The sequence below is a fragment of the Micromonospora sp. NPDC050795 genome (assembly GCF_044456785.1).
Lineage (GTDB): Bacteria > Actinomycetota > Actinomycetes > Mycobacteriales > Micromonosporaceae > Micromonospora.
In genome coordinates this window covers 257,931-281,153 of sequence record NZ_JBITGE010000002.1, presented here as the reverse complement: position 1 = coordinate 281,153, position 23,223 = coordinate 257,931, and the positions used below count along the sequence as shown (strand labels likewise).

The following is a 23,223-nucleotide window of genomic DNA, read 5'->3' as shown; positions in this document are numbered from 1 at the left end:
CTCCCTACCCGTAACGGCACCGTTTCCCTGAGTGAGGTTAACGGCTCAACGCCACCGTGACAGCCCCCGTACGGCAGGTCTCGGAGTCAGCGGGGCAGGCCGGCGGAGCGCCACCCGCGGGAGCTGCCGGGTCGACCGCTGCGCGCCCAGGCGGACGTCGGCGCCGGGACGGGGGCGGCGGCCGGACGGGTTCGGACGATGATCGCCCCCACCAGAGCGGCCAACTCCTCGGCGGTGGGCACGCCGCGGACGACCCGGAACAGCGGCTCTTCGGCAGACATGCCGCCAGGGTACGCGGCGCGAAGTTACGCGAAGCGCACAGTGGCGTGCCGGCGGTGTGAGCGTCAGCGGGTCCGGGTACCGTCTCACCGATGTCGAACGCGCTTCCCCAACTCGTCGCTGACCGATACCGGCTCCTGTCGCCGCTCGGCCAGGGCGGCATGGGCAGGGTGTGGAAGGCGCGCGACGAGGTGCTGCACCGGGACGTCGCCATCAAGGAGTTGGTGCCGCCGCCTGGTCTCACCGACGAGGAACGCCGCGAGATGCGGGAGCGCTCGTTGCGGGAGGCGCGGGCCATCGCCCGGCTCAACCACGCCAATGTCGTCCGCATCTTCGACGTGCTGCGCACCGACGGCGATCCGTGGATCGTGATGGAGTACGTGGCGTCGAAGTCGTTGCAGGACACTCTCGCCGAGGACGGCCCCGTCTCGGTGGCCCGCACGGTGGAGATCGGTCTGGGCGTGCTGGGTGCGCTCAGCGCCGCGCACAAGGCGGGTGTCATGCACCGCGACGTGAAGCCCGGCAACGTGTTGCTCGGCGACGACGGTCGGGTGGTGCTGACCGATTTCGGTCTCGCCACCATCCCCGGTGACCCCAACGTGACCCGCACCGGCATGGTGCTCGGCTCGCCCGCGTACATCTCGCCGGAGCGGGCCCGGGACGGCACCGCCGGGCCGGAGGCCGACCTGTGGTCGCTGGGCGCGACGCTCTACGCGGCGGTCGAGGGCAAGTCGCCGTATGCCCGGCCGTCGGCGATCGGCACCCTGGCCGCGTTGGCCACCGAGCCGATTCCGCCGCCGAAGAACGCCGGTCCGCTCAAGGCCGTCCTCAACGGGCTGCTGCGTAAGGACCCGAACGAGCGGATCACCGCCGAGGTGGCGGAGCGGTTGCTGCGCCGCGCCGGGGGCAAGCGGTCGCGCGGCATCTCCCTGCTCGATGGCGTACGCCGGCCTGGGCCGAACGGTCCGCGCGAGCCGCGCCTGCCGGTGGTGCCGGCCCCGCGACCGGCCGAGAGTGTCGACCGCCCGGTGTCACCGCCGCCGGCCGCCGCCGCGACCACCTCCGCTGCCACCTCTGCCGCGGCGGCGACCCCCGCCGCCGATGCCACGCCGACGGCTGTCGTCTCCTCCGGTGCGACCGCCGACCCGACCGCGCTGGTGCCGTCCGAGTCGGCGGCGGCCCCGGCCGAGCCGACCGCCACGGTCGACCGACCGTCCGACGCCGACCAGTCCGACGCCGAGCCGACCGCGAAGGTCACGGCCGCGCCCGACACGAGCGGCGACGGTACGACGAACGTCGACGACGAGCCGACGGTTGTCGACGGTCCGCCGGTGGCTCCGGAGCAGCGCAAGCCGACCACCCCGACGGCGCTCATGCCGCCGGTGGGTCCGGCAGGCCGCGCGGCGGTGCCGCTCTCGGATGGCACGAAGCCGAACAACACCCGACGTAACCTGCTGATCGGGGCCGTGGTCGCCCTGCTGCTGATCGGTCTCGTGGTGGTCGTGCCGATGCTGACGAAGGACGACGACAAGACCCCGCAGGTCGGCCCGACCGGTGCCGCCCCGACCTCGGGGGCCGCGCCGACCTCCGCTGCGGCGCCTCCGCCGCCCACCAGCGGTGCGCCGAGCCCGTCCGCCTCTGCCACTCCCTCGGTCGACCCAAACGCGCTGCCGGCGGGCTGGAAGCTGCACGAGGGGCCGACCTTCTCCATCCCGCTCCCACCCGGCTGGAGCGGCCGTCAGACCAGCTCGGACACGGCCGTCTTCAACCAGTCCGGCGGGCCCGGCAAGATGCTGGTCCAGTGGACCCCCAGCCCGCTGAAGGACGCGGTCGCCGACTGGAAGGAAAAGGAACCGTACCGTCGGAATCTGGTCAGCAACTACCAGTTGGTGGGCAGCATCAAGGCCTGCGACTGGTATCGGACCTGCGCCGACTGGGAGTGGTTGGAGACCCGGAACAACACCCGCATCCACGTGCGCAACCGGGGCTTCGTGACCGCCAGCAACCGGGGCTACGCCATCCGGTGGGAGATCGCGGAGAAGGACTGGCAGGCCAACCTCGCCAACTTCGACCAGATCGTCAAGGGCTTCAAGCCCGACCGGGTCAACTGACCCGCGTCCACACTTGCACGAATCTCTCTCGCATGTTCTTGCGTCGTTCGGGGTATCTGATCTCCAACGACGGAGGGAGGTGCGACATGAGTTACCGATACAGGAACGCCCGGCCCCGGCTGGCACTGTGGATGCTCGTCGCACTCGGTGATGTGGCACTGCTGCTGATCAGCGTTGGGCTTCCGGTACTCGTCGCGCTGTTCGGCGTCGTCGCCATCGCCGTTGGTGCGGTGGGCGTCCGGCGGCTCAGCCGGCGGGACGCGGTCGTCCGCGAGGACGCTGCGGTGATGGTGCCGGCGATGAGCCGACGGCGGGCCTGAACCGTAACCGGTGGTGTGGCGGCAGCCGGACCGATTGTCGACCATGATGGTGATCGTCGATCCCGCTGCCGCCAACGGCCCGGTCAGGTGTTGTTGGCCAATGCGATCAGGCGGCTCCGGTCGCCGTTCCAGTAGTTGCGGTCCACGTTGCCGCTGATTCCGGAGACCGCGCCGGTGCTGGTGTACTGCCAGAAGCTCCACACCGAAGCCCCGGCCGGCAGGGCGCCGGGCGTGCTCGACCAGCGGGCCAGCCAGAGCGGGTGGTTCGCCCACGGGCCGGTCCAGCTGCCGGTGCACTGGTTCCACCAGCTGGTGGTGGTGTAGATGACCGCGTACCGGCCGGTGCGGGAGCGGTAGGTGTTCAGGAAGTCCTGCACCCAGTTGCGCATCCCGGTCGTGCTGAGCCCGTAGCAGTAGCCGCCGCTGTACGGGTTGGCCTCGATGTCCAGCGCGGCTGGGAGGGTCCGGCTGTCCGCGGACCAGGCGCCGCCGTTGGAGGCCAGGTAGTTGGCCTGGGTGGAGCCGGCGGAGATGTTCGGGCGGGCGAAGTGGTACGCCCCGCGGATCACCCCGGCGTTGTACGAGTTGACGTAGTTGGCGTTGAAGTTCGGGTCCTTGTAGCTGGTGCCCTCGGTCGCTTTGATGAAGGCGAACTCGACGCCGGCGTTGCGGACGCTGGTCCAGTTGATGCTGCCCTGGTAGCGGGACACGTCGACACCGGGTGTGGTGGCGGCGGCCGCCGGTCCGGCGGTCGCGACCAGGGCCGCCGCCGCGGTGGCGAGGACGGTGAGGCCGGCCGCGAGCGCGCGGCGCAGCGATGACGAGGTACGGGCCATGAGTGCCTCCAAGGACGTCGCTCTATCGACATCCATCTTTGGAGGTAAGTGCCCTAGATCGCAAGTGCGGCTGAACAAAAGCTTCATTGGCGGGGCGCGCAGGACCGCTGGACGAGGCGGAACGGATCAGCGCAGTGCGGCCGGGTCGAGCTGCCAGCGGAACGGCTCGACCACGGTCAGCGTCTCGCCGGGCTTGGCCACCTGGTCCTCGACGTAGTGCTCACCGTCGAGCCGGAACAGCCGGAGCGAGTGGCCGTCCCCGTCCTGCTCGACAAGCAGATACCAGGGGATTCTCGCGATGGCGTAGAGCTGCATCTTGAGCAGACGGTCAGCGGCCGCGTTGCCCGGCGAGACGACCTCCCCGACGAGAGACACCCGGTCGGAGTCGAGGCAAGTGCCGTCGTCGTCGGCATCGGTGACGACGAGATCCGGGATCACGACCCGGTCGACGCCGAGCCGGACGTTGATCGCGTCATAGACCAGGAAACCGCGAGGCTCTGCTGCTGCCTCGATGCTGTTCGCCAGCCGACGCGACACCCGCTGGTGCCGTCGGCTCGGGGCAGGGCTCACCAACAGGCTCCCGTCGAGCAGTTCGATCCGGTCAGGCGTCTCGCCCAGGGCGAAGTAGTCGGCTTCGGTCCACAGACCGACGTGCGGCTCCAGGGGGGCAGTGCTCACCGACGGTCACCTCCCGCTTCGCTCGCCACCCGATCAGTCTCACAGGATACGAGCCGGTGCCTCGGGAACGACACGGAACGCCGCCGGTAGGCTCGCGCCCCATGATGTCGATCGACGGACTGGGCGAGAAGTGGGACACGCTGTTCGGGGCGCAGCCGGACCCGCCCGCGCTGCTGGTGCTGATCACCGGGGCCGTCGCGCTGGTGGTGGTCTCCACCCGGCTGCCGTGGCGGATCGCCCGTAACGCCGTCACCATCGCGCACGAGGGCGGGCATGCCCTGGTCGCCCTGCTGACCGGCCGCAAGCTGCGCGGCATCCGACTGCACTCGGACACGTCCGGGTTGACGCTCTCCGCTGGCCGCCCCACCGGGCCGGGCATGATCCTCACCCTGCTCGCCGGGTACGTCGCACCGCCGCTGGTCGGGCTGGCCGGGGCCTGGCTGCTCGGTGGTAACCGGATCACCCTGCTGCTCTGGGTGGCCGTGGCGCTGCTGCTGGCCATGCTCGTCATGATCCGTAACGCCTTCGGTGTGGTGTCGCTGCTGGTCACCGGCGCACTGGTGTTCGCCGTCTCCTGGTACGCGACGCCGCAGGTTCAGGCCGCGTTCGCGTACGCCGGGGTGTGGTTCCTGCTGCTCGGTGGGGTGCGCCCGGTGGTCGAGCTGCAACGGCTGCGCTCGCGGGGCCGGATGCCCGCGTCCGACGCCGACCAGCTCGCCGGGCTCACCCCGTTCCCGCCGCTCTTCTGGGTGGGCGTCTTCGCCCTGGTCAACGTGGCGGCGCTGATCGCCGGAGCGCTCCTGCTCGCCGGTCCGTTCCTTCCCACGTCGCCCTAGCCGCCTCGCTCCGGTCGATCCGGGCAGAATGAGGCAATGCGATACCTGATCATCGGCGCGGGTGCGGTCGGCGGGACCATCGGCGTACGGCTGGCCCAGGCTGACCGGGACGTGACGGTCGTGGCCCGCGGTGCGCACCTGGAGGCGATCCGAGCGCGGGGCCTCACCCTGCGGCAGCCCGACGGTGAGGTCACCGCCCAGCTCGCGGCGGTGGACCGGCCCACCGACCAGCCGCTGCCGGCGGACACCGTGCTGATCCTCACCGTCAAGTCACAGGACACCGCCGACGCGTTGGCCGCCTGGGTGGACGCTTCGGTGGTCGGCGGTGGCACGGCGGGAGAACGTCTGCCGCTGGTGACCGCGCAGAACGGGGTGGCCAACGAGCGGGCAGCGCTGCGCCTCTTCGCCGACGTGCACCCGGTCTGCGTCTGGCTGCCGGCCACCCACCTGGACCCGGGTGTGGTGGTCGCCAACGGGTACCCGCATCCCGGGATGCTCCACATCGGGCGGTACCCCGGAGGCGCCGACGACACCGACCGGGCTGTCGCCGCCGACCTGTCCGCCGCCGGCTTCGTCGCACCGGTCCGCACCGACGTGCTGCGCTGGAAGTACGGCAAGCTGCTCAGCAACCTCGGTAACGGCCTGCAGGCGCTGCTGGGTCGGGACATCCCGAACGCGCTGGTCGAGCGGGTACGCGCCGAGGGCGTCGCCGCGCTCGCCGCCGCCGGCATCGCGCACACCTCCCCGGAGGAGGAGAAGGCCGAACGCGGCGACCTGGTCGGGCAGCGCCCGGTCGACGGCGAAGCCCGCTCCGGCGGCTCCACCTGGCAGAGCCTGGCCCGGGGCACCGGCTCGACCGAGGTCGACCACCTCAACGGTGAGATCGCGCTGCTCGGCCGGTTGCACGGGGTGCCGACGCCGGTCAACGCCGCGGTGCAGCGGGCCGTACGCCGGGCGGTCCGGGAGCGGATCGGGGCCGGCGCGTTCCCGCTCGACGAGCTGGAGAAGTCGATCGCCTGACCGGGCAACCAACGGCCCTTGCCGGTGCGTGTTCCCAGCGACCGACACGGGGAGGTAGCGGGTGCCGGACGTCGACGGGTTCGACGAGTTCTACCGGGGGAGTCGGCAACGACTCCTCGGGTTCGTCTACGCCCTCACCGGCGACCGGGGTGAGGCGCAGGACGCCGTGCAGGAGGCGTACGTCCGGGCGTGGCAGCGCTGGTCCACCATCAGCGGGTACGACGACCCGGAGGCGTGGGTGCGGGTGGTGGCCAGCCGGATCGCCGTCAGCCGGTGGCGCAGCCTGCGTAGCCGCGCCCGCGCCTACCTGCGACACGGTGCGATCGAGACCGTTCCCGGGCCGGGCACCGACACCGTCGCGGTGGTCGCCGCCCTGCGTCGACTGCCCGAGGAGCAACGCGTCGCCATCGCCCTGTACTACCTGGTGGGCATGCCGGTCGCCGAGGTGGCGCGGGAGACCGCGGCCCCGGTGGGCACCGTCAAGGCCCGTCTCTCCCGGGGGCGTACCGCGCTCGCCGGCCTGCTCGCCGTCTCTGACCTGGAGGAGGCTACCGATGCGTGACGACCTGACTTTCGTCGAACAGATCCAACGGGACCTGCAGGACGTGCGGTGGCTCGGCCCGGAGGAGATCCGCTTCCGGGCCCGCCGCCGCGGCCAGCGCAGGATCGTGGTGGCCACCGTCGTGCTGGCTCTCGCCGGGGTCTCCGCAGTGGCGGTCGCCGCCCCGAGGAAGTCTGCGCCGCCGGTCTCGCCGGCCGCCGCGCCCTCCGCCTCGCCGACCCGGCACGAGATCAGCACCGACGCCCTGTTGCAGCCGGCCGACCTGCCGCAGCAGGTCGACGTGCAGCTCAGCCAGTCGGGCCTGGGCGAGCCGGTCCTGCTGGACCACATGCTCGCCGCCTGCCGGACGGGTCAGGGGCGATCGAATGGCTGGCTGCATTCGATCCTGTCCCGTTCGCAGACCCTGGTGCCGAAGCGCGCTGCGGCAATCCTCACCCAGTCCGATGGTCTGGTCACGCAGGATCTCTACCGGCTGCCTCCGGACGCGGCCATCCAGCTTCTGGCCACCATGGACGACCTGGTCGCACCGTGTGCCGAATGGACCAGCGTCGGCGAATACAAGGTGCAGGGCGCAACAGGCACCGCGTCGGCGACGCACCGCTGGGCGGTGATCCAGCGGGACTTCGCCGGTGACGGGGCTGCGCTGCTGCGGCACACCGGTTCGCAGCCCGTCGACCAGAAGACGGGCAAGCCCATCGCCGCGCCACCTCGGCCGACCACCACCGCCGTGGTCCGGGTGGGCGACCTGATCACCGTGCTCACTCTGAGGGAGACGGGCATGGAGGTGGACCTGCCCCGATTGGCGGGGGTCGCCGCCCGCCGGATGTGCGTCGCCGCCAACCCAGCCTGCTGACCACTGTCGATCCGCGCAACCTCGGGGTTGTTGCCCGCCGCCCGGAGGCAGCACGTCCCCTGACGTTGCGCGGATCGACCAGCCTCAGAGCGGGATGTTGCCGTGCTTCTTGGGCGGCAGGGTTTCCCGCTTGGTGCGCAGGACGCGCAGCGCCCGGACGATCTGGGTGCGTGTCTCGTGCGGAGCGATCACCGAATCGATGTACCCACGCTCGGCGGCCACGTACGGGTTGGCCAGGGTGTCCTCGTACTCGGCGATCTTCTCGGCCCGGACGGCCGCCGGGTCCTCGGTCCCGGCCAGCTCCGAGCGGTAGAGGATGTTCACCGCGCCCTGCGCGCCCATCACCGCGATCTGCGCGGTCGGCCAGGCGAAGTTCAGGTCCGCGCCGAGGTGCTTGGAGCCCATCACGTCGTACGCCCCGCCGTACGCCTTGCGGGTGATCACGGTGACCTTGGGGACGGTCGCCTCGGCGTACGCGTAGATGAGCTTCGCGCCCCGGCGGATGATGCCGTCCCACTCCTGACCGGTGCCGGGCAGGAAGCCGGGCACGTCCACGAAGGTCAGCACCGGAATGTTGAACGCGTCGCAGGTGCGGACGAACCGGGCGGCCTTCTCCGAGGCGGCGATGTCCAGGGTGCCGGCGAAGTGCATCGGCTGATTGGCGACCACACCGACCGGTCGTCCCTCGACCCGGCCGTAGCCGACCACGATGTTCTGCGCGTAGAGCGGCTGGACCTCCAGGAACTCCCCGTCGTCGAGGACGTGCTCGATCACCGTGTGGATGTCGTACGGCTGGTTGGCCGAGTCCGGGATCAGGGTGTCCAACTCCCGGTCCTCGTCATTGACCTCAAGCGAAGCGGGGGCGTCGACCACGGCCGGCTCGTCGAGGTTGTTCGACGGCAGGTACGACAGCAGCGCCTTGACGTAGTCGACGGCGTCCTCCTCGTCACTGGCGAGGTAGTGCGCGTTGCCGCTGCGGGTGTTGTGCGTCCGCGCTCCGCCCAGCTCCTCCATGCCGACGTCCTCGCCCGTCACCGTCTTGATCACATCGGGGCCGGTGATGAACATGTGCGAGGTCTGGTCGACCATCACGGTGAAGTCGGTGACCGCCGGAGAGTAGACGGCGCCGCCGGCACAGGGCCCCATCACCAGTGAGATCTGCGGGATGACGCCGGAGGCCCGCACGTTGCGGAAGAAGATCTCGCCGTAGAGGCCGAGCGAGACGACACCCTCCTGGATGCGCGCGCCACCGGAGTCGTTGATGCCGACGACCGGGCAGCCGATCTTCATGGCCAGGTCCATCACCTTGACGATCTTCTCGCCGAAGACCTCACCGAGCGAGCCACCGAAGACCGTGAAGTCCTGCGCGAAGACGCACACCTGCCGGCCGTCCACCGTGCCGTAGCCGGTGACCACGCCGTCGCCGTACGGGCGGTTCCGCTCCAGCCCGAAGGCCGTGGACCGGTGCCGGGCCAGTTCGTCGAGTTCGACGAAGGAGCCCTCGTCGAGCAGCATCTCGATCCGCTCGCGGGCGGTCTTCTTGCCGCGCGCGTGTTGCTTCTCCACGGCTCGGGCCGACCCGGCGTGCACCGCCTCGTCGACCCGGCGCTCCAGGTCCGCCAGCTTGCCCGCGGTGCTGTGCATGTTGGTCCCGGTCTCGGTAGTCACCCAGGGAATATAACGATGGTTCAGGTGGGTGCCGCTGTGCAGTACGCCTCAGTGTCGACCGGAGCACCGCCGTAGGCTGGCGGAATGTCGGGCTCCCCGTACACCGATCTGGACCGGCCGCCGCTGTCGGCGGCCCGGCTGCGCCGCGCGTTGACAGCGCCGAACGGGCCGTGGGCCCGACTGGAGCTGCGTGCCGAGACCGGCTCCACCAACGCCGACGTGGCCGAGGCCGCGCGGGCCGACGAGCCCGAGGGCCTGGTCGTGGTCGCCGAGCGGCAGACCGCGGGGCGCGGCCGGCGCGGGCGGGTCTGGCAGTCGCCCGCGCGGGCCGGCATCGCGACGAGCGTCCTGCTGCGGCCCGGCGAGGCCGTCCCGGACCGCGGCTGGCTGCCGGCGACACCCACCGGGTACGGGTGGCTGCCGTTGCTGGCCGGCGTGGCGCTGGTGGAGGCGGTGGCCCGGCTGGCCGAGCTGGAAGCCACCCTCAAGTGGCCGAACGACCTGCTGATCGACGACGCGAAGTGCGCGGGCGTGCTGGCCGAGGCTGTGCCTGGGCGGGTGCCGGACCAACCGCCGGCGATCGTGCTGGGCATCGGGCTCAACGTGACGTTGCGCGCCGACGAGTTGCCGGTGAATCCGACCGGGCTGCCAGCCACCTCGCTCCAGTTGGCTGGCGCGGTGGCCACCGATCGGGATCCGCTGCTGCGGGCGCTGCTGCGGGCGGTGGCCGACTGGTACGACCGTTGGCGTTCGGCGGGCGGCGACGCCGTGGCCAGCGGCCTGCGCGACGCCTACCTGGCGGCCTGCGCGACGATCGGGCGTGAGGTACGCGTCCTGCTCCCCGACGGCGACTCCCTGACCGGCACCGCCACCGGAGTGGACCCGGACGGCCAACTGATGGTCACCACGTCGACCGGTGCTCGAACCCTGGCCGCCGGCGACGTCCTGCACCTCCGCTGAGGACCGGCAAGATCACGTAGAGCCGAGTGGGCCCGCGCGGCGGATGTTGTGGTGGGGCCTGGGGGGTTTACCGTCTGCGCGTCCAGAAAATCGCGTTGGAGGTTCCCGTGGCGTTTCCCGAAGACGTGCTCACCGAGGACGAGCACGTCGTGCTGCACCTGCACCCGCACTGGAAGGCGTTGATCCGGCCGATCGCGGTGCTGGTGCTGGCCATCGCCGCGGTGGTGGTCGGCGTGCTCCTGTTGCCCGAGAGTGGCGGCGGTTCGGTCGCGCTGGCCGTGATCGGGGCGATCGCCCTGGTCGCGGTGCTCTGGCTCGGCCTGTGGCCGTTCCTGGTCTGGCGCACCACCCACTACCTGTTCACGAACGAGCGAGTCCTGCTTCAGCAGGGTGTGCTCTCCCGGGACCGGCGGGACCTCCCGCTCGCCCGGGTCAACGACCACTCGATGAACCAGCGGTTCGTCGAGCGTCTGCTCGGCTGCGGGACGCTCACCATCGAGTCGGCTGGTGAGCGCGGCCAGTCGGTGCTCGCCGACGTGCCGGACGTCGGGAAGGTGCAGACCACGCTGTACGAGCTGGTCGAGGCACAGCACGACAAGCACTCGCTGGGCGATGGCGAGATGCGCGACATGCTCGCCGACATGCAGGACGGCAAGCCGCTGCGCGACACCACGACCTGATCCGGGCCGGTGGAGACCCGCCCCTGGCACACCGTCGGGGGCGGGTCAGTCGGGTGGGCCGCTGCTCTTCGTCGGGTCGGTCTGGGGCGACCCGACGGTGGACGGGTCTGCCGCGGTCGGGCCGCTGTCGGGCTGGTCAGCTCCGGGCCGGTCAGCGTCGGTCGGAGTGGCTTCGGCGGGGTCGGCCTCGACCGGTCGCATGCCGAACCAGCCACGGAAGCGGGTCCGCAGGACCTCCTGCTCGGGCCGGTCGTCCGGGCCGAGGCGCAGCATGGTGCCGGTGAGGCTGACGGTGCCGAGCCCGGGGCGGGCGGTCGACGGCCGGGCGCCCATCACGTCGACCCGGACCGCGAGCCGGTCACCGGCCCGCACCGGGGCGAGCCAACGCAGCTCCTCCAGGCCGGGGGAGGCGTCCGCGGCGGCCCGGGACAGCAGGTGGTCGACGTACGCACGCATGAACAGGCTGACCGTGTAGAAGCCGCTGGCGATCAGACCACCGTGTCGACTCGCCGCGGCCAGGTCGGGGTCGACGTGGTACCACTGCGGGTCGAAGCGGCGGGCGAAGGCGACCATCTCGTCGGCGTCCACGGTGACCACGCCGAGGTCGACGGTGAGCCCCGGGACGAGATCCTCGAAGAACAGCTCGGCGGGTCGCCCCGTGCCGGAGCGGGCGTCGGGTGTCGTCACCGGCGGGGCGCGCGACGGGTGCCGACGTGCAGCTCCGCGGCGAGTTCCGCATCCAGGTCGACGTCGGGGCTGACGCTCAGCCGCGGGAGCCGACCCTGAGTCGGTGCGCCGGCTGGCGGGTCGACGCGTTGCGCGGACTCCGCCTCCTCCAGCTCGGACACCGATTCCGCCAGCTCGGCGACCGGGTCCATCTCCGCCATGGTGTCCCACTCGTCGCGCGGAATGCTGTGCCAGGTGGAGTCGGGCTTCGCGGGCTCGTCCTCGGCCGGCGCGACGGGTTGAAAGACGAACGTGCGGTATGACCAGAACCGGAACAGCGTGGCCAGCAGGACGCCGACGGTCTTGGCCAGATTCAGTGCCAGCAGGCCGTGTACGCCGAGTCCGTACTTCGCCGCCGCCACAGCCCCCAGCTCAATGAGCAGGCCAGCGCCGTTGAATAGGAAGAAAAGCAGATATTCCCGGCGAAGCGCCGATTTCGGGCGATCACGGTACGTCCAGTGCCGATTCATGAGGTACGACGTGATGGTGGCGACGATCGTCGCGATCACTGTCGCCTTCAACTGACCATTGACGAAAACGGTCAGTGCAAGGGCATTGAACACCGCGTAATTGATGACGGTGTTGATGCCGCCGACGATGCCGAACTTGAGCGCCTCGTGGATGAACTTCTGCCAGCGCTCAGGCAGCAGGCGGACAAGACGCATGCGAAACACCTTAGGGCAGTCGGTGCGGCCGGCGATCACCGGCCGAACGAGGTGGGCGGCAGGTCACGCCCCGTGGTCACGGTCGGGATCCACCTGCGGAACGGTCGGGGTTCCCGCTTCGACGAAGACGAACCGCCGGTACGACCAGAATCGAAACAGCGTGGCGAATCCCGTACCGACGATGTAGCTGGCGAGATTGTCCGCCAGGCGCGTCTGGAACACGTCCGGCCAGATGGCCCCGAGCCCGTAGCGGCTGAGCGCGAGGCAGGCCACCGTGATGCCGAGACCGACCGCGTTGAAGAAGAAGAACAGCGCGTACTCGCGGGCCGCGTTGTTGCGCTGGCGGTGCCGCCACGTCCAGAACCGGTTGCCCACGAAGGCGACGGACGCCGCGATCACCGTGGAGATCGTCTTCGCCGTCAACTCTTCGACGCCGTGCCTGCTCGTCAGGTAGTTGAAGAGCGCGAAGTCCACGAGGAACGCGAAACCACCCACGGTGGCGAACTTGCCCATCTCGCGGATGAGGTGACCGAAGCGGTCGAGGAGTAAGCCGACGAGACCCCGTCGGGTCTGCCGGGGACCCGGTTGTTCCCCGGTCATCGTGGCGGCCACGGGGGGAGCCTACCGGCTGCCGGCCAGTCAGAGGGGTAGCAACGGCAAGCGGGCGTGGTCTCCCGGAGGGGCCGAGCGCCGTGTACGTAACCACTGCACAGAGCGTAGCCAATTGGGAGGACTGAGCCGCTGCGGAACGGGAATCACCGCATCGGTCGGCGGGGCAGGTCAACGGACCGACCGCAACAAGCGTCCGCCGGGGTGCACAACAAGATTTGCGTGAAACTGCGCGGGAAAGCGGGTATCAGCTCGTGATGCCGCAGCGAGGCCGTAGCTTGTGCAGTTCTTCACAACCTGTCCCACTGACTCGGAAGGCTGCCCGGTTTACGCTGAGGCCAATCCCAGGTTTCCACGAAGGCGACGCATCGCGCCGCTGAGTCTCGTGCATCCCATAGATCGGTCAGCGTCGACCACAAGGAGATGTGTCATGGTTGCTCCGGCTGTTGTGCGGGGTATCGATCAGGCCCCGACGTCCCATCCGAAACTGCTCGCCTGGGTCCGTGAGGTCGCGGAACTGACCACCCCCGACCGTGTCGTCTGGGTGGACGGGTCCGACGAGGAGTGGCGCCGCCTCACCGATGAGCTGGTCGAGGCCGGCACCCTGATCCGGCTCAACCCGGAGAAGAAGCCCAACTCGTTCTACGCGCGCACCGACCCGACGGACGTCGCCCGGGTCGAGGAACGCACCTACATCTGTTCCGTCGACGAGGCGGACGCCGGCCCCACCAACAACTGGATGGCGCCGGCCGAGATGAAGCGGACGATGACGGATCTGTACCGGGGCTCCATGCGCGGTCGCACCATGTACGTCATCCCGTTCGTCATGGGTCCGGTCGAGGCCGAGTCCCCGATGTTCGGCGTCGAGATCACCGACAGCCCGTACGTGGTCGCCTCGATGCGCATCATGACGCGGATGGGCACCCGGGTCCTGGAGGCCATGGGCGACGACGCGGACTTCGTGCACGCGCTGCACTCGATCGGCGCCCCGCTCGCCCCCGGCCAGCAGGATGTCGCCTGGCCGTGCAACGACACCAAGTACATCTCGCACTTCCCGGAGAGCCGGGAGATCTGGTCGTACGGCTCGGGTTACGGCGGCAACTCGCTGCTGGGCAAGAAGTGCTACTCGCTGCGGATCGCCAGCGTGATGGGCCGCGACGAGGGCTGGCTCGCCGAGCACATGCTGATCCTGAAGATCACCTCGCCGGAGGGCAAGGTCTACCACATCGCCGGCGCCTTCCCGTCCGCCTGCGGCAAGACCAACCTCGCCATGGTGGAGCCGACGATTCCCGGCTGGAAGGTCGAGACCATCGGCGACGACATCGCCTGGATGCGGTTCGGCCCGGACGGCCGCCTCTACGCCGTCAACCCCGAGTACGGCCTGTTCGGCGTCGCGCCCGGCACCGACTGGAAGACCAACGCCAACGCCATGCGCACGCTGGACCGGGGCAACTCCGTCTTCACCAACGTCGGCCTGACCGATGACGGCGACGTCTGGTGGGAGGGCATGGGCGAGCCGCCGGCACACCTGATCGACTGGAAGGGCAACGACTGGACGCCGGAGAGCGACAGCCTGTCCTCCCACGCGAACAGCCGGTTCTGCACCCCGATCACGCAGTGCCCGATCCTCGCCGACGAGTACTTCGACCCGAACGGCGTGCCGATCGACGCGATCCTCTTCGGTGGACGCCGCAAGGACACCGTCCCGCTGGTGACCGAGGCCCGCGACTGGGTGCACGGCGTCTACATGGGCGCCACGCTCTCCTCGGAGACCACCGCCGCCGCGTCCGGCGCCGTCGGCGTGGTCCGGCGGGACCCGATGGCGATGCTGCCGTTCATCGGCTACCACGCCGGGGACTACTTCCGGCACTGGATCGAGATGGGCAAGGGCGCCGACGGCGACGAGGCGAAGCTGCCGAAGATCTACTACGTCAACTGGTTCCGCAAGGACCCGGACGGCTCGTTCCTCTGGCCGGGCTTCGGGGAGAACTCCCGGGTGCTCAAGTGGGTCGTCGAGCGGATCGAGGGCACTGCCGACGCGGTCGAGACGCCGGTCGGCATGGTCCCCGCGCCGGACGCGCTGGACGTCGAGGGCCTGGACATGACCCCGGAGGATGTTCGGATCGCGCTGAAGGTCGACCCGGACGAGTGGCGTAACGAGCTGCCGATGATCACCGAGTGGTTCGAGAAGTTCGGTGACAAGCTGCCCGGCGTGCTCTGGGCCGAGTTGGACGCGCTGCGCGCCCGCCTGGACGCCGCACAACCGCAGCGGTAGGTGTGAACGAGGCCCTTCGCGGGCAACATCGGATTTCATGAGGACGGCCGCCGAGACACAGGTCCGGCGGCCGTCCGCCGTCCGGGTGCTCACCATCCTGCTGGCGACGACGGCGGCGGCCACCGTCGTGGTCGAGCTGCTCAACTGGTGGTACGCCCCGGAGCAGGGATTCGGGCTCGCCGTACGGACCGGCTGGGCCATGCTGCGCTCGTTCGGCTTCCTGCTGCTGATCGGGCACGTGCGACGGGGTCGTACGGCGGCCCGCCCGTTCGGGCTGATCCTCGCGGTCACCACGATCTTCGCGGTTGGCCGGCTCATCGTGCCCCGGCAGGGCGTGCCGCCGCTGCCCGGCCTGCTCGGCTTCGCCATTCTCACGGCGCTGTGCGTCGCGGTGGTCTGGCTGCTCTACCGCTCGTCGGCGTTGGCCGCGCACCTGGTCCGGCACCGTCCACGCCTCGTCATCGACTCCGACGGCATCTCCTGGCGGGAGACCCCGCCGCGCCGACCACAGGCCAGTGCCTGGTTGTTGACCAGCCGGGTGGCGGCCTTCACCTACAGCCCGCTGATGCTGGTGCCGGCACTGGTCGCCGGGGGTTCCATCCTGGATGGTCGACTGACCGCGGTGCCGGCCGTGCTGTTCTGGTTCGGTGCGGGCATCACGGCCAGCTACGCGGTGCTGTTCTGCACAGCGTTCCTGATGCGGGGCAAGGACTGGGCGCGTGGCCTGCTGGTCGTCGTCACTGTGGCCGTACTCGCCGTGGATCTGCCGCTGTGCTGGTGGCTGCTGGGCGTGGACGGCCTGATCCGCGACGGCGCCCCGCTGCTCGCCGCCGCCGGGCTGGTCCTCTACGGCCTGCGCCGTGCCGCCCGAACCCCCGACGCCGCCGGACCTGAACCCCGACCTTGACCGCGGCGGAGCCCCGCACCGACGCCGCCGGGTGCCGACCCGGCGGCAGACCGCGGCCCAGCACCTGCCCATCCCCTCGTCTGCTCCGCACCGTCCTTTGCTCTGCACCCCGATAGGCGACAGTCGCGGACGGTAACCGTCGCATCCGCGGGTGCAGAGCAAAGGCGGGGTGGGTGAGATTGGCCGGCCGGTGCGGGAGCGGTCAACGCGGGCGACCAGGGGGCAGGATGGCGGGTGGCGTCGGTCACAGTGTCGACGTCGGGGCGAGCTGCGGAGATGTCGCGGCGGCCGGCCGCAGGGCCGACCGGGTCGCCCGGCGGGAGCGGCCGCGACGCGGCGGACTGGGAGGAGGCTCGTGGTGGGCGACGAGTTCGACGTGGTGGTGGTGGGGGCGGGACCGGCCGGGGCGGCAGCCGCGCTGACGGCGCGCCGGGCCGGTGCCAGCGTGCTGCTGCTGGACCGGGCCGACTTTCCCCGGGACAAGGCGTGTGGTGACGGGATCGCCGCGCACTCGGTGGACGTGCTCGCCGAGCTAGGGGTGACCGAGGCGGTGGCCGGTTACGCGCCGCTGCCGGCGTTACGCATGGTCTCGCCGGGTGGCGGCGCGGTGGCTCGGGCGCTGCCCCGACCCGCGTACACAGTTCCCCGGGAGGTTTTCGACGCGCGGCTGGTGGCGGCCGCGGTGGCCGCCGGCGCGCAGCTGCGCCGGCACACGGTGCGCCAGGTCGAACCGCGCGCGGACCGGGTGGTGCTCGACGGGCAGGTGTCCGGCCGGGTGGTGATCGGCGCGGACGGCGCCGGCTCGGTGGTACGTCGGGCGCTCGGCCATCCGCAGAACCCCGACCGACACCTCGCGCTGGCCATCCGGGGGTACGCCCCGGCTCTGCCCGGCCCGTCCGAGCAGCTCATCGTCACCTCGAAGGCGCGGTGGCCGGCGTACGCCTGGTCGTTCCCGATCGGTGACGGACGGGCGAACGTCGGGTACGGGGAGGTGCTGCGCGGTGAGCCGTTGAGCCGCGGGTACCTGCTGGACCGGCTGGCCGCGCTGCTGCCCGGCACCGATCTGGCGACCGTGACCGCGTTGCGCGCGCATCACCTGCCCCTCTCCACCCACCGGCCGTCGCCGGGGCGTGGGCGCACCCTGCTGGCCGGGGACGCCCTGTCACTGATCAATCCGTTCACGGGGGAGGGGATCTTCTACGCGCTGCTCTCCGGCGCGCTCGCCGGGTCGGCGGCGGCCCGGTCGCCCGATGGCGCGGCTGCCCGCTACGCCGACGGGTTGCGTCGCCGCCTCGGCACCCACCTGCGGCACAGTTCGGTGGCGGCCTGGTTGGCCCGGCGACGTCGGGTGGTGGACGCGGCGGTCCGGGCCGCCCGTCGGGACGACCGGGTGTTCTACGACGTGGTCGAGTTGGGGCTGGGTGACGGACGCCTCACCGCTCGTACGCTCGCACTGATCGGCGCCGGTCTGGGCGGCGGGGATGGGGCTCCGAGGCAGTGAACTGGCGCAAGGGTCGCTACGCTGCTAGGTGATGACGCTGCGGAACCTTATCTACTCCGTGTACGAGCGCCGGCTCACGGCGAAGCTCGCGGGTAAGCCGGTGCCCCGGCACGTCGGGGTGATGTGCGACGGCAACCGCCGATGGGCGAAGGAGATGGGCTTCGTCGACCCGAACGACGGGCACCGGGTCGGCGCGGCGAAGATCAAGCATGTCCTCGGCTGGTGTGACCAGGCCGGCGTCGGGCACGTGACCCTCTACCTGCTGGCCACCGACAACCTGCGCCGTCCGGCCGCCGAGCTGGACCCGCTCCTCAAGATCATTGAGGATCTGGTGGTGGAGCTCTCCGAGGAGGGCAACCCCTGGCGACTGCGCATCGTCGGAGCGCTCGACCTGCTGCCAGCGCAGACTGCGGCGGCGCTCAAGGGCGCCGAGGAGCGCACCCGTGAGCGCACCGGCGGCGCGGAGGTCAACATCGCGGTGGGCTACGGCGGCCGCCGGGAGATCACCGACGCGGTCCGTTCGCTGCTGCTTGAGCACGCCGCCACCGGGGGCACGCTCGAGGAGTTGGCCGAGGTGCTGGACGTCGAGCACATCGCCGAGCACCTCTACACCCGAGGGCAGCCCGACCCGGACCTGGTCATCCGCACCAGCGGTGAGCAGCGGCTGTCCGGATTCATGCTCTGGCAGTCCGCGCACTCGGAGTTCTACTTCTGCGAGCTCAACTGGCCGGATTTCCGGCACATCGACTTTCTGCGGGCCCTGCGCTCGTACGCCACCAGGCAACGCCGCTACGGCGCCTGACCCGGCGGCGACGCCGTCGGCCGCCGCTGGGGTCAGGTCGGTTCAGGACAGGTGGGTCAGCGCCCGGGTGAGGAAGTCACCCAGGGCGGCCGGTGACTCGATGGTCAGGTCGGCGGCATTGGCCACCTCGTGGCCGGTCTCCGGGTTGGCCACCGCCACGCAGACGCCGAGGAAGTCCGGGTCGGCGGTGGCGCGAGCGCGCAGCGCGGCGAACGCCTTGATGTCGGAGACGTCGTCGCCGAAGTACCAGGCGCCGGTGGCACCCTTGATCGCCTCGCCGATCACCATGCCCTTGTCCCGGTCGACAGGTGGCTTGAGCTCCAGCACCATCCGCCCGGCCTGCGAGCGCAACCCCAGACGGTCGGCCTGCGCCTGCCCCCACTGCTGCACCGTCGCGCCGAGTTGCGGGGCGGTACGCCAGTGCAGCGCGACCGAGAGCCGCTTGTACTCCACGAGCGTGCCGGGTGGCAGTTCCGCCCGAGCCAGGTCGGCCAGCTCCGACATGGTCGGCACCCAGGGCAGCGCGGCCGGTTCGGTGACTGTCTCGCCGCCGGAATGGCTGTGCTCCAGCCCGTAGAGGCCGTAGAGGTCCACGCCAGCGAGCCCGCCGAGCTGATCCCGAAGGAACTCGACGGGTCGGGCGGAGACGATCGCGACACGCTGCACGACCGGGGCGAGCGCCTCGATCGCGGCCAACGCCTTGGGCGCCGGGCGTACCGCGGTCGGATCGTCGTCGACGGGCGCGAGCGTGCCGTCGAAGTCGAAGAAGAGCACGGTCCCGGCCGCCCGTCTGGCGGTTACCCGCCAGGCATGGTCGGCGTTCAACGGGGTCCTCGGCTGCTGATTGCCCAGATTCAACGGCGGCACGCGCGTCAGCGTACCCCGGCGATCCAGGCTCATTCCTGGCCGAGCGGACCCATTGAGCGGTAAGCGATCAGCGTTCGGCGGCTCCTCGTCCGCGCCGGCCGAACGGCACCACAGCGGCCTCCTGGCCGTGGCTCAACAGGTAACCCTCCACGAACCCGGTGTTGCGATCGCCGGTGTGGTTGTCGATCTCGTTGAGCCGTGCCACCAGGAACTCGGTGAGCGCGCTGATTCGGTTGTTCAGACGCTCGTGCAGCTCGGCGACGACGGCCAGGACGACCGCGGTGCCGGCGGTGATGAGCGCAAAGAGGTTGACGAGCAGCGGCAGCTGCCCGCCGTCGACCGCGAGGGTCACCGTGTTGCCGGTCGCCCACAGTGTCACCGACACCGTTGCGACCACGACTGCCAACCACTTCAGGGTCATGGACAGACCCCTCCTTCTGTCCCGCAGGGCTGGGTTCGGCCTTGTCCCGTCCCCCCGCCGATGACGAGCCCAAGCAGTACGAATAGGGACGCTAGCGTGCCCGTTCCAGCCCCGGAGGCAAACGAATGAACCTGACCAGGCGTTCTTTCGCTATCTGAGGAACTAGCCTGCCTGATTACCCCTTTTTCGGACATCGACCGGCAACGTTGGGCGGTATGCGAGGTATCTGATGGTTTCCCGGATGTGGAACTTCTCCGCGTCCGACACCTGCGGATCGACCAGACGGCGCAGCAGCGCCTCCACGTCGGGGTCCATCGGAGGGGCGGCCTGGCCGGTGCGGGGGCCGGCTGCGGCGCGGTCCCAGCCGAGGGCGGCGAAGGCCGCGGCAGGGTTCAACCCCAGGCCCTCGCAGAAGGCGACCACCCGTTCGGCCTCCGGGTCGCTGGCCCAGTCGCCCCGGACCCAGCGGTTGATGGTCTGCCGGGAGACGCCGGTGCGTCGGGACACCTCGGTGCCGCTCCAGGCTCGGGTCGCCCGCGCCTCGTCCAGGGCCCGCCTGACGAAGGTGGCGAAGGCGATCTTCCGCGCATTGGCCGTCTCGGTCACTCCGTGACGGTACGACCAGCCGGCTGCGGGTGCGCGCCCCGGCTCGCCACTGTCACGCGGACGTGACGAAGGGTTCGGACTTCCGGTAAACGAGTCAGTGCCACTGTTGAGGGGTGTCACGCGGGCAGAATAGATGAACGTAGTGGCAAACGTAAGCGGACGAAAAGCTGATACTGTCACGCCCATGGGACAATCTACGGTGTGTCACGTGCATGAGACGATTGGTGCTCACATGCGTCACGCCCCCGGTGCCAGGGGGTCGTGGTGACCGAGCTCGCCACCCGCGCCCAGGCCTTCGGGCTGATCGCCGAGGGGGTCGCCGCAGGGCTGACCGCCCCCTGGCGCCTCTACCTGGCCCGAGGCTGCCGCTACCTGTCGCTGAGCGTCGGTGATCGTGCCGAGTGGAACGCCTGGCGTACCCATCTCGGCTGCCCGGAGCTGAGCGTCCGGGTCTACGACGCCGGCGGCGAGATCCGTCGGTCCTCGATGGCCGAAGTCGTGCTGGACGGCTGCCGGATCAGCGTCGAGCTGGTCGAGGAGGTCAGCACCGACGACCTGGACCGGCTGCTCGTCGCCGACCCCACCACGATCGAGCCGGAGGAGCGATGACCTGGCGTCCCGGCTGGGCCGGTGCTGCCCGATGAGCCCGTTTCTCGCGGTGTTCCTCGTCCTGGTGCTCGGTGCCACCAGTTACGCGGCCGGTCGGCTGCACGGGCAGCTCAGCTACCGCATCGGCTACCGCTTCGGTTACCGGCAGGGCTACTTCGACGGTGACCGGGGCGCCTGGAACCGGCGTCGTCGGGACGCCCAGGCGGCGATCGCCTCGGCCCTGTCGGTCTCGCCGGCGGGCGTGGCCCGCACCGCCGGCGCTGTCGAACGCCCCGGCACCACGTACACCGGCTCGTCGTTCAGCGCGCCGGCCGCCCCGATCACCGGGCGGCACCCGACCGGCACGCTCGTCCGACGTACCGGTTGAGGTCGGTCGGCGGGGCTGCCCCGCCGACCGGCGCCACGAGCGCGGTGCGTCGTCCGCGGCGGACACGCACCGTCGGGGCCACGTCAGACCGGTGACGGTGGCCCCACCGGCCGGGATGCGCGCAGGGGGCATGCATCCCGGCCGGGTCCGCCGCGTGCGCGACAGTGCCTTTTCGACTGGTGCGGGCGCCGACGGAGCGCTGTTCACGAGCGCGTCTCGGGAGATCCACGTTCGGCCCCTAGCCGGAAGGGTCCGGCGGGGCTAGCGTCTAGGCATGGCACGGGGTTCTCCCGAGCCAGCCGGTCCGCCCGGATCTGCGACCTCGCGCATGGGGTTCCGCATCCGACCCCGTGTCCCCGGGCACCGGAGGAGGCGGAACACGGGTGGCGGGTGCCCATCCGTCGGAGCAGGCCTGTGACGACTCGCCGTACCATCGCCGGTGCCGACCAGACCCCGGCCGCGACTGCCACGCCCCGCCGAGCCACCAGGAGCCGCCGTTCGGCGGCCGCCGCGCCGGCCGACCCCAAGGAGCCACGACCAGCCGGCCAGGCCTTTGTCCTGGACACGTCGGTGCTGCTCTCCGATCCGGCGGCGTTCCACCGGTTCGCGGAGCACGAAGTGGTGCTGCCTCTGGTGGTCATCACCGAGTTGGAGGGAAAGCGGCACCATCCGGAGCTGGGCTGGTTCGCCCGGCAGTCGCTGCGGATGCTCGACGACCTGCGGGTCCGGCACGGCCGACTCGATCGCCCGGTGCCCGCCAACGACGTCGGCGGCACCCTGCGGGTGGAGCTCAACCACACCGACGACGGTGTTCTGCCGCCCGGTTTCCGCAACGAGAGCAATGACGCCCGGATCCTCTCCGTCGCGCTCAACCTCGCCGCCGAAGGGCGGGAGGTGACCCTGGTCAGCAAGGACATGCCGTTGCGGGTCAAGGCGGCCTCGGTGGGACTGCGCGCCGACGAGTACCGCCACGGCCAGGCCAGCGACCCGACCTGGACCGGCATGTCGGAGATGGAGTTGAGCGAGGAGCAGATCGGCCAGTTGTACGCCGGCGAGACGCTCGACCTCGACGAGGCGGCCGGGTTGCCCTGCCACACCGGCCTGGTGCTGCACTCGGGGCGTGGCTCCGCGCTCGGTCGGGTGCTGCCGGACAAGTCGGTACGTCTGGTCCGGGGCGACCGGGAGGCGTTCGGGCTGCACGGCCGCTCGGCCGAGCAACGAGTCGCCCTCGACCTGCTCCTGGACGAGTCGATCGGGATCGTCTCACTGGGTGGCCGGGCCGGCACCGGCAAGTCCGCGCTGGCGCTCTGCGCCGGGCTGGAGGCGGTGATGGAGCGCCGCCGCCACAAGAAGGTGATCGTGTTCCGCCCGCTCTACGCCGTCGGTGGCCAGGAGTTGGGCTACCTGCCGGGCTCGGAGTCGGAGAAGATGTCGCCGTGGGCCCAGGCGGTCTTCGACACGCTCGGCGCGGTGGTGCACGAGAACGTGCTGGAGGAGGTCACCTCGCGGGGCATCCTCGAGGTGCTGCCGCTGACCCACATCCGCGGGCGCAGCCTGCACGACGCCTACGTGATCGTGGACGAGGCCCAGTCGCTGGAGCGCGGGGTGCTGCTGACCGTGCTGTCCCGGATCGGGCAGGGCTCCCGGGTGGTGCTCACCCACGACGTGGCCCAGCGGGACAATCTGCGGGTCGGCCGGCACGACGGGGTGACGGCCGTCATCGAAGCGCTCAAGGGTCATCCGCTCTTCGCGCACGTCACCCTCAGCCGTTCGGAGCGATCTCCGATCGCGGCAATGGTCACGGACCTCTTGGAGGACATCCCGATCTGACGGGTGATATGCGGGCTTTTGTCCGCATTTTCGGTGTGGCGCAGATCACAAAGTGCCTGGTCGGTTTCCCATCAGCCTCACTGTGCGCAATCGTGTCTCACGAGCGTCCACGCACCATCGGAATCGTTGGTGATCGTTCGTCCCGAGACGGACGACATCGGCCAAGGTCGGTGCGTCGGCGCGACCGGCAACCGGTCGGGGCGCTCGTGGTACGGCTGACGGCCCACCTGTGGTC

At 70.7% G+C, this 23,223-nt stretch carries 25 protein-coding genes; 15 read left to right on the top strand and 10 right to left on the bottom strand.

What is annotated here, in order from left to right; translation table 11 throughout:
• Positions 1-86 precede the first annotated feature (86 nt).
• Positions 87-281, bottom strand: coding sequence for an acyl-CoA carboxylase subunit epsilon (locus tag ACIBEF_RS03535; protein ID WP_396790813.1), 195 nt, complete (start codon positions 279-281; stop codon positions 87-89).
• Positions 282-371: 90 nt separating this feature from the next.
• On the opposite strand from ACIBEF_RS03535, the gene ACIBEF_RS03530 reads away from it, so the two are divergent.
• Both ACIBEF_RS03530 and ACIBEF_RS03525 read left to right on the top strand, forming a co-directional pair.
• The gene (locus ACIBEF_RS03530; protein WP_396790811.1) at positions 372-2,390 is read left to right on the top strand and encodes a serine/threonine-protein kinase; all 2,019 of its coding nucleotides are present in this window, start codon (positions 372-374) and stop codon (positions 2,388-2,390) included.
• 86 nt (positions 2,391-2,476) lie between these two features.
• Positions 2,477-2,710 carry a hypothetical protein gene (locus ACIBEF_RS03525; protein ID WP_396790809.1) on the top strand — a complete coding sequence of 78 codons (234 nt, stop codon included), beginning with the start codon at positions 2,477-2,479 and terminating at the stop codon, positions 2,708-2,710.
• 83 nt (positions 2,711-2,793) lie between these two features.
• Here the strand turns inward: ACIBEF_RS03525 and ACIBEF_RS03520 are convergent, their stop codons facing one another.
• Entirely contained in the window at positions 2,794-3,546 is a 753-nt protein-coding gene (locus ACIBEF_RS03520; protein ID WP_396790807.1) for a GH25 family lysozyme, read from the bottom strand.
• A gap of 126 nt (positions 3,547-3,672) precedes the next feature.
• Entirely contained in the window at positions 3,673-4,224 is a 552-nt protein-coding gene (locus ACIBEF_RS03515) for a Uma2 family endonuclease (protein WP_396790805.1), read from the bottom strand.
• Between the two features lie 101 nt (positions 4,225-4,325).
• On the opposite strand from ACIBEF_RS03515, the gene ACIBEF_RS03510 reads away from it, so the two are divergent.
• The 4 genes from ACIBEF_RS03510 to ACIBEF_RS03495 all read left to right on the top strand — a co-directional run bounded on the left by ACIBEF_RS03510 (position 4,326) and on the right by ACIBEF_RS03495 (position 7,495).
• Entirely contained in the window at positions 4,326-5,060 is a 735-nt protein-coding gene (locus tag ACIBEF_RS03510; protein ID WP_396790803.1) for a M50 family metallopeptidase, read from the top strand.
• Positions 5,061-5,096: 36 nt separating this feature from the next.
• Positions 5,097-6,080 carry a ketopantoate reductase family protein gene (locus tag ACIBEF_RS03505; protein ID WP_396790802.1) on the top strand — a complete coding sequence of 328 codons (984 nt, stop codon included), beginning with the start codon at positions 5,097-5,099 and terminating at the stop codon, positions 6,078-6,080.
• Between the two features lie 61 nt (positions 6,081-6,141).
• Positions 6,142-6,642, top strand: coding sequence for a SigE family RNA polymerase sigma factor (locus ACIBEF_RS03500; protein ID WP_396790800.1), 501 nt, complete (start codon positions 6,142-6,144; stop codon positions 6,640-6,642).
• Positions 6,635-7,495: a hypothetical protein gene (locus ACIBEF_RS03495; protein ID WP_396790798.1), complete on the top strand. Its 861-nt coding sequence runs from the start codon at positions 6,635-6,637 to the stop codon at positions 7,493-7,495. The genes ACIBEF_RS03500 and ACIBEF_RS03495 overlap by 8 nt, the downstream gene beginning before the upstream one ends.
• Before the next feature lie 84 nt (positions 7,496-7,579).
• On the opposite strand, the gene ACIBEF_RS03490 is transcribed toward ACIBEF_RS03495, so the two are convergent.
• Entirely contained in the window at positions 7,580-9,163 is a 1,584-nt protein-coding gene (locus tag ACIBEF_RS03490) for an acyl-CoA carboxylase subunit beta (protein WP_396790797.1), read from the bottom strand.
• Positions 9,164-9,247: 84 nt separating this feature from the next.
• Between ACIBEF_RS03490 and ACIBEF_RS03485 the strand changes: the two genes are divergently transcribed.
• Positions 9,248-10,123, top strand: a complete 876-nt coding sequence (locus tag ACIBEF_RS03485; protein WP_396790795.1) for a biotin--[acetyl-CoA-carboxylase] ligase — start codon at positions 9,248-9,250, stop codon at positions 10,121-10,123.
• 107 nt (positions 10,124-10,230) lie between these two features.
• Entirely contained in the window at positions 10,231-10,803 is a 573-nt protein-coding gene (locus ACIBEF_RS03480) for a PH domain-containing protein (RefSeq protein WP_357198008.1), read from the top strand.
• Positions 10,804-10,848: 45 nt separating this feature from the next.
• Here ACIBEF_RS03480 and ACIBEF_RS03475 read toward each other — a convergent pair whose 3' ends face one another.
• The 3 genes from ACIBEF_RS03475 to ACIBEF_RS03465 form a co-directional block, all read right to left on the bottom strand.
• The gene (locus tag ACIBEF_RS03475; RefSeq protein WP_396790792.1) at positions 10,849-11,490 is read right to left on the bottom strand and encodes a MaoC/PaaZ C-terminal domain-containing protein; all 642 of its coding nucleotides are present in this window, start codon (positions 11,488-11,490) and stop codon (positions 10,849-10,851) included.
• The gene (locus tag ACIBEF_RS03470) at positions 11,487-12,194 is read right to left on the bottom strand and encodes a GtrA family protein (RefSeq protein ID WP_396790791.1); all 708 of its coding nucleotides are present in this window, start codon (positions 12,192-12,194) and stop codon (positions 11,487-11,489) included. Before ACIBEF_RS03470 ends, ACIBEF_RS03475 begins: the two co-directional genes overlap by 4 nt.
• Before the next feature lie 63 nt (positions 12,195-12,257).
• Positions 12,258-12,794 (bottom strand): GtrA family protein, encoded by a 537-nt coding sequence (locus ACIBEF_RS03465; protein ID WP_396790855.1) that lies wholly within the window; start codon positions 12,792-12,794, stop codon positions 12,258-12,260.
• A 439-nt stretch (positions 12,795-13,233) separates the two neighbouring features.
• Here ACIBEF_RS03465 and ACIBEF_RS03460 point away from each other — a divergent pair, with 439 nt between their 5' ends.
• The 4 genes from ACIBEF_RS03460 to ACIBEF_RS03445 all read left to right on the top strand — a co-directional run bounded on the left by ACIBEF_RS03460 (position 13,234) and on the right by ACIBEF_RS03445 (position 18,288).
• Positions 13,234-15,078, top strand: a complete 1,845-nt coding sequence (locus tag ACIBEF_RS03460) for a phosphoenolpyruvate carboxykinase (GTP) (RefSeq protein WP_396790789.1) — start codon at positions 13,234-13,236, stop codon at positions 15,076-15,078.
• Between the two features lie 37 nt (positions 15,079-15,115).
• Positions 15,116-15,985, top strand: coding sequence for a hypothetical protein (locus ACIBEF_RS03455; protein WP_396790788.1), 870 nt, complete (start codon positions 15,116-15,118; stop codon positions 15,983-15,985).
• Positions 15,986-16,343: 358 nt separating this feature from the next.
• Positions 16,344-17,486, top strand: coding sequence for a geranylgeranyl reductase family protein (locus tag ACIBEF_RS03450; protein ID WP_396790787.1), 1,143 nt, complete (start codon positions 16,344-16,346; stop codon positions 17,484-17,486).
• Between the two features lie 31 nt (positions 17,487-17,517).
• Positions 17,518-18,288 (top strand): isoprenyl transferase, encoded by a 771-nt coding sequence (locus tag ACIBEF_RS03445; protein ID WP_396790785.1) that lies wholly within the window; start codon positions 17,518-17,520, stop codon positions 18,286-18,288.
• A gap of 42 nt (positions 18,289-18,330) precedes the next feature.
• Here the strand turns inward: ACIBEF_RS03445 and otsB are convergent, their stop codons facing one another.
• From otsB to ACIBEF_RS03430, 3 genes are all read right to left on the bottom strand, one after another.
• Positions 18,331-19,155: a trehalose-phosphatase gene (gene otsB / locus ACIBEF_RS03440; RefSeq protein ID WP_396790783.1), complete on the bottom strand. Its 825-nt coding sequence runs from the start codon at positions 19,153-19,155 to the stop codon at positions 18,331-18,333.
• 67 nt (positions 19,156-19,222) lie between these two features.
• On the bottom strand, positions 19,223-19,576 hold the full coding sequence (locus tag ACIBEF_RS03435) for a hypothetical protein (RefSeq protein ID WP_210784414.1): 354 nt from the start codon (positions 19,574-19,576) through the stop codon (positions 19,223-19,225).
• Between the two features lie 162 nt (positions 19,577-19,738).
• The gene (locus ACIBEF_RS03430; RefSeq protein ID WP_091394342.1) at positions 19,739-20,182 is read right to left on the bottom strand and encodes an XRE family transcriptional regulator; all 444 of its coding nucleotides are present in this window, start codon (positions 20,180-20,182) and stop codon (positions 19,739-19,741) included.
• A 264-nt stretch (positions 20,183-20,446) separates the two neighbouring features.
• Here ACIBEF_RS03430 and ACIBEF_RS03425 point away from each other — a divergent pair, with 264 nt between their 5' ends.
• From ACIBEF_RS03425 to ACIBEF_RS03415, 3 genes are all read left to right on the top strand, one after another.
• Positions 20,447-20,791, top strand: coding sequence for a hypothetical protein (locus tag ACIBEF_RS03425; protein WP_110562608.1), 345 nt, complete (start codon positions 20,447-20,449; stop codon positions 20,789-20,791).
• A gap of 31 nt (positions 20,792-20,822) precedes the next feature.
• Positions 20,823-21,158: a hypothetical protein gene (locus ACIBEF_RS03420; protein WP_396790781.1), complete on the top strand. Its 336-nt coding sequence runs from the start codon at positions 20,823-20,825 to the stop codon at positions 21,156-21,158.
• Between the two features lie 414 nt (positions 21,159-21,572).
• The gene (locus ACIBEF_RS03415) at positions 21,573-22,988 is read left to right on the top strand and encodes a PhoH family protein (protein ID WP_357202766.1); all 1,416 of its coding nucleotides are present in this window, start codon (positions 21,573-21,575) and stop codon (positions 22,986-22,988) included.
• Positions 22,989-23,223 lie beyond the last annotated feature (235 nt).

Coding starts and splice junctions, on each gene's coding strand:
- ACIBEF_RS03485 (WP_396790795.1), top strand. CDS start 9,248: ATGTCGGGCTCCCCGTACACCGATCTGGACCGGCCGCCGCTGTCGGCG.
- ACIBEF_RS03510 (WP_396790803.1), top strand. CDS start 4,326: ATGATGTCGATCGACGGACTGGGCGAGAAGTGGGACACGCTGTTCGGG.
- ACIBEF_RS03460 (WP_396790789.1), top strand. CDS start 13,234: ATGGTTGCTCCGGCTGTTGTGCGGGGTATCGATCAGGCCCCGACGTCC.
- ACIBEF_RS03535 (WP_396790813.1), bottom strand. CDS start 281: ATGTCTGCCGAAGAGCCGCTGTTCCGGGTCGTCCGCGGCGTGCCCACC.
- ACIBEF_RS03470 (WP_396790791.1), bottom strand. CDS start 12,194: ATGCGTCTTGTCCGCCTGCTGCCTGAGCGCTGGCAGAAGTTCATCCAC.
- ACIBEF_RS03420 (WP_396790781.1), top strand. CDS start 20,823: ATGAGCCCGTTTCTCGCGGTGTTCCTCGTCCTGGTGCTCGGTGCCACC.
- ACIBEF_RS03530 (WP_396790811.1), top strand. CDS start 372: ATGTCGAACGCGCTTCCCCAACTCGTCGCTGACCGATACCGGCTCCTG.
- ACIBEF_RS03525 (WP_396790809.1), top strand. CDS start 2,477: ATGAGTTACCGATACAGGAACGCCCGGCCCCGGCTGGCACTGTGGATG.
- ACIBEF_RS03520 (WP_396790807.1), bottom strand. CDS start 3,546: ATGGCCCGTACCTCGTCATCGCTGCGCCGCGCGCTCGCGGCCGGCCTC.
- ACIBEF_RS03465 (WP_396790855.1), bottom strand. CDS start 12,794: ATGACCGGGGAACAACCGGGTCCCCGGCAGACCCGACGGGGTCTCGTC.
- ACIBEF_RS03505 (WP_396790802.1), top strand. CDS start 5,097: ATGCGATACCTGATCATCGGCGCGGGTGCGGTCGGCGGGACCATCGGC.
- ACIBEF_RS03455 (WP_396790788.1), top strand. CDS start 15,116: ATGAGGACGGCCGCCGAGACACAGGTCCGGCGGCCGTCCGCCGTCCGG.
- ACIBEF_RS03445 (WP_396790785.1), top strand. CDS start 17,518: ATGACGCTGCGGAACCTTATCTACTCCGTGTACGAGCGCCGGCTCACG.
- ACIBEF_RS03495 (WP_396790798.1), top strand. CDS start 6,635: ATGCGTGACGACCTGACTTTCGTCGAACAGATCCAACGGGACCTGCAG.
- ACIBEF_RS03435 (WP_210784414.1), bottom strand. CDS start 19,576: ATGACCCTGAAGTGGTTGGCAGTCGTGGTCGCAACGGTGTCGGTGACA.